Source organism: Psychrobacillus sp. (assembly GCF_056205495.1).
Genome location: NZ_JBAEAP010000094.1, coordinates 1 through 3397 on the forward strand (window position 1 = coordinate 1; position 3397 = coordinate 3397).

Consider the following 3397-nt stretch of genomic DNA (forward strand, 5'->3'; position numbering starts at 1 on the left):
CTTAATTCGATCCACAACTTTGTGCAGATGTGCAATATTTGAAATTAAAATAGACAGATGGATGGAAGCTATATCATTATCTGATTTGCCACTAACTGCAACTATATTGGTTTTAGATTCGTTTACTACTTGGAGTACTTCGTTTAGCAAGCCTGTCCGATCAAAAGCAGAAACTTCGATATCTACTTGATACTCTTTTTTCGAAGGACTATCTGATTGCTCCCATTCCACCTCAATAATTCGGGAATGCGCATCATCGTTTTGAACATTTGGACAGTCTGCTCTATGAACAGAAACTCCTCTACCTTTCGTGATAAATCCTACAATCGCATCCCCTGGTACTGGACTACAGCAGCGGGAAAGTCGAATAAGTAGATTATCGATACCTTTTACTACAACGCCAGATTCTGTTGTTTTCTTAATCGTAGGCGTTTGCATTTCAGTATTAATCTTTTCAAGTGCCTCTTCTTGGTCACGGATTTTGCGCATTTTTTCCGCTAAACGGTTTACTACCTGTTGTGCTGTTATTCCACTAAAGCCGACAGCTGCATATAAGTCTTCTTCCCCGGCAAAAGCGTATTTTTCGCAAACCCTTTTAATGTTCTCAGAAGTAAGAACTTCCTTTATATCAAACTCTTGAGCTTTTATTTCTTTTTCAACAGCTTCTTTACCTTTTATAACATTTTCTTCTCTGAGCTGTTTTTTAAAGAATTGCTTAATTTTATTTTTGGCCTGTGATGATTGAGCAATTTTTATCCAGTCTCTGCTCGGTCCAAAAGATTGTTTAGAAGTAAGAACTTCAATAATATCTCCTGTTTGCAGCTTGGTATCCAGAGGTACCATTTTTCCGTTCACTTTAGCACCAATCGTTTTGTTACCGACCTCCGAGTGGACTCGATACGCAAAATCTATGGGAACAGAGCTAGCGGGAAGCTCAATTACATCGCCTTTTGGAGTGAATACATACACCATATCTGAAAACAAATCGAATTTGAGAGATTCCATAAACTCTTCAGCATTTGATGATTCTTGTTGAAATTCTAAGATTTCTCTGAACCAAGTAAGCTTGGAATCAACGTTTTGCTTGCCTGCCTCTACCTTTTTGCCCTCTTTGTAAGCCCAATGTGCTGCAACCCCATATTCAGCGATATTATGCATTTCCTCAGTGCGAATCCGAACCTCTAAAGGCTCTCCGTTAGGTCCGATTACCGTAGTATGGAGGGATTGGTACATATTTTGCTTAGGCATAGCGATATAGTCTTTAAATCGTCCAGGCATTGGCTTCCAAAGTGTATGAATAACCCCTAAAACGGCGTAGCAATCCTTAATACTATTTACAATGATTCGCATTGCTAATAAGTCATAGATTTCATTGAACTGCTTGTTTTGAACGACCATTTTACGATATATACTGTAAATATGCTTCGGTCTCCCAGATATATCCGCTCCTACTTCCATTTCATCCAACTGATTTCTTATATCATCCATAACATCCGTTAAGTAAAGCTCTCGCTCAGTACGCTTCTTCTTCATAAAATTAACAATTCGATAATATTGCTGCGGATTTAAATAACGCAATGCTGTATCCTCTAGCTCCCATTTCACTGCTGAAATCCCTAGTCTGTGGGCAAGAGGTGCAAAAATCTCTAATGTTTCATTAGATATACGTCGTTGTTTTTCCTCAGGTAAATGCTTTAATGTACGCATATTATGTAAACGGTCAGCAAGCTTAATCAAGATAATTCGAATATCCTGTGCCATTGCTATAAACATCTTCCGATGATTTTCAGCCTGCTGTTCTTCTTTAGACATATATTTAATTTTACCTAATTTCGTTACCCCTTCTACTAACAGGGCAACCTCTTCGTTAAATTCACGAACAATATCTTCTCGTGTATATTCAGTGTCTTCTACAACATCATGTAGAAAACCAGCGGCAACAGTCTCGGGATCCATTTGAAGATCAGCAAGAATTCCTGCTACTTGTATGGGATGTAGAATATATGGCTCCCCCGAATTACGGAATTGTTCTCTATGAGCATGCTCTGCCAATTCGTATGCTTTCTTAACGAAGTCAACATGTTCTTTATTCATATAAGTGGAAACTGTTTCAAAAACATCTTCTGCTGTCTTCACCTGATCTTTTGCCATGTTAACTCACCTGATTTCGTTATTTTTCAAAAATAGTATATAAGCTATATTTTATAAAAAAAAAGAGGGACTTGTAAAGTCCACCCTTATCTTGTATAGTCAATTACTTTCTTATTATGCACAATTTGTGTCAATAAAGAAAGAAGAATATTAGTATTGCATTAACGTACGGATGTTATAGTCCTTAAGCTTGTCACGTCCATCTAAATAAGACAATTCGATTAAGAATGCACAGCCTACTACTACACCGCCAAGTTCCTCTACTAATTTGATAGTAGCCTCAATTGTACCACCTGTAGCTAATAAGTCATCTACAATTAGTACACGTTGCCCTGGTTTTACAGCATCTTTATGCATTGTTAAAACATCTTTCCCGTATTCTAATCCGTACTCAGCACGAATTACTTCCCGAGGAAGCTTGCCTTCCTTACGAACTGGTGCGAAACCTATGCCTAAAGCATAAGCAACTGGACATCCAATGATAAATCCACGTGCTTCCGGTCCAACGATTATATCTACACCCACTTCTTTAGCATATTCCACAATTTGGTCAGTTGCATATTTATATGCTTCCCCATTATCCATAATTGTTGTAATATCCTTGAAACGAATACCTGGTTTAGGCCAGTCCTCTACAATTGTAACATATTTCTTTAAATCCATTTTTGCTCCTCCTCAGGAACGGTTTGTACTGCTCTTCGCTCTTCAAACCATTGTTTCAGCTCTTTATATGGTGCGTACAATAGCTTCTGCTCTAAATCAATTTGCTTTGTACGCTGTTGATAGATTGGTGCTTCCGATAAATCTCTTTTAGGTAGATTTTCATTCAACACCAATGTGCCACCCTCTATTCTAACAAAATTCAATTCAAAAAACACCTTTGACATAAAATTAATTGTATTTTGGCTCCATCCAGTATGCTTAGATAGCTGTTGTATATGCTGTTTTAAGGCAAATGTTTTTCTTTTTGCGATAAAAGAATAGTACCATTTAAACTGTTCTCGCGTAGGTACGCCCTCAAAGTAAGTCGACTCCGATGCAAAAAAGTGAGCATAGATTCTTTTCCAATCGTGGTATTGTAATAAGTTCATCAATTGCTCTTCATCTTCAGGCAAGTCTAAGAGACATAAACAATTTGCTTTGACTTTTTCTTTTATCAAGCTATCCCATGACCATATATTTTTAGAAACAACAGATTCAAAATGGGAAATAGATTCTTTGTTAAAACAAACAAAAATAGTCTGAG

The 3397-nt window shown here is 37.3% G+C and carries 3 protein-coding genes; all 3 read right to left on the reverse strand.

Annotation, left to right across the window (positions count from 1 at the left end; genetic code table 11):
• A partial coding sequence (locus AC06OU_RS02930; RefSeq protein WP_475853861.1) for a RelA/SpoT family protein occupies positions 1-2151 on the reverse strand: 2151 nt, incomplete at its 3' end.
• 150 nt (positions 2152-2301) lie between these two features.
• Complete coding sequence (locus AC06OU_RS02935) at positions 2302-2814, reverse strand: adenine phosphoribosyltransferase (protein WP_340883179.1); 513 nt, start codon at positions 2812-2814, stop codon at positions 2302-2304.
• Positions 2805-3397: single-stranded-DNA-specific exonuclease C-terminal domain-containing protein (locus tag AC06OU_RS02940; protein ID WP_475853863.1), on the reverse strand; the 593-nt coding region annotated here is incomplete at its 5' end. The genes AC06OU_RS02940 and AC06OU_RS02935, both read right to left, overlap by 10 nt.